This window comes from Paraburkholderia sp. 2C (genome assembly GCF_054589215.1).
Genome location: NZ_BAAILL010000019.1, coordinates 1 through 1423, shown reverse-complemented (window position 1 = coordinate 1423; position 1423 = coordinate 1). Strand labels below are relative to the sequence as shown.

Here is a 1423-nt window from a genome sequence, read left to right as displayed (position 1 = left end):
AGTCTTATATGGACACCTCCCGGCTTGCCAGGGGATATTGACGTGTGTAAGACAGAAGTAGGCTGCAGACTTATATCCGACCTGTAATGCGGACGCTATCCGCTGGCCCTGATGGAATCTGCAGAGGAAGGCCTCATCTCCGTCGAGTCCTAGAAGGACAAGACTACATTCAGGTTTGCTTCCTCCCGGTCCGACCTGTTTTGCCATCACATGTGTATATCGACCTGCGCAACCTGTTGGCGACCAGTCTCCCTGGTAAAGTTGATGTTCTACGCAGCAGAAGCCACGTAACCCGGTTGATACGTTCTTTCGTGGGCAAGTAGTGCCCATATCGTGCGTGCGATCTTGTTGGCCAGTGCGACGATCGCGACATTAAACGGTCGTCGCGCCAGCAGGCGTTGCAGCGATTCGTTCAGGTGCGCGGGATGAGAAAGCACTGCGCGTGCGCCATGAATCAGCAAGGTACGCAGGTAGACGTCACCCCGTTTGCTGATGCCCAGCAGCTTTACGCGACCTCCTGTTCCACTCTGTCGGGGAACCAGCCCAAGGAATGCTGCAAATTCGCGCCCCGAACGAAACGCGCCTGCGTGGCCTATGGTGGCAACGGCCGCGGTAGCAGTAAGCAGTCCGACGCCGGGAATTGCGCTGATCCGCGTAGCTGCTTCGTCACGGCGCTGCCAGGCCGCGAGGCGGCGCTCTATCGCGCGGATATCGGCCGTCAAAGCTTCGATACGCTGCAGTTGCTCGCGAAGCGTGTCAATGACCATAGCGGGTAACGTATCGGCCAGTTCCGTCAATCTGAGCGCTGCCTCATCCATGCTATGCGATCCGCCACGTACCGTTGCGCCGAATTCATAGAGCAAGGCGTGTATCTGGTTGGTCTGCATGTGGCGTATTTTCATCAGTTGCTGACGTACGCGATGCAGTGTCAGCACGGCCTGCTGCGCCTCGCTCTTCACAGCTACGAAGCGCATTTCCGGACGCTGCACCGCCTCCCAGATTGCCTGGGCGTCGGCCATATCGGTCTTGTTGCTCTTCACGAACGGTCGGACGAATGAAGCTGCGATAAGCCTGACCTCGTGTCCAAAGCCTACGAAGCGGCGCGCCCAGTAATGGGCGCTGCCGCAAGCCTCCATCGCAATAATCCCGGGCGCCTGTTCCGCGAAAAACGTCACCAGCTGTTCACGCCTGAACTGCCGTCTGTTGATTTCGCCTGTTTCCATGTCGACCCAGTGCACCTGAAAGACCCGCTTTGCCAGGTCAACGCCAAATGTCGTAGTCTTCATTTGAGCCCTCCTGCCCCTCGGTGGTCGTCTCAACGCCACCACTTTGGCACTCTGATGCCGTCGGGTATAGCGAGGGCTCCGCCGTTCTTGCTGCCTACCTAGCCCGACGTGGGAGGGAGGCGTCCATACCATCTCCG

At 58.3% G+C, this 1423-nt stretch carries 1 protein-coding gene; it reads right to left on the bottom strand.

Annotation, left to right across the window (positions count from 1 at the left end; all coding sequences use genetic code 11):
* Positions 1 to 269 precede the first annotated feature (269 nt).
* Positions 270 to 1286 carry an IS110 family RNA-guided transposase gene (locus ACYPXD_RS05745; RefSeq protein WP_459708460.1) on the bottom strand — a complete coding sequence of 339 codons (1017 nt, stop codon included), beginning with the start codon at positions 1284 to 1286 and terminating at the stop codon, positions 270 to 272.
* Between the last annotated feature and the right edge of the window lie 137 nt (positions 1287 to 1423).

Bases quoted from the DNA above. Each gene is read 5' to 3' on its own strand.
- ACYPXD_RS05745 (WP_459708460.1), bottom strand. From the start codon at position 1,286: ATGAAGACTACGACATTTGGCGTTGACCTGGCAAAGCGGGTCTTTCAG.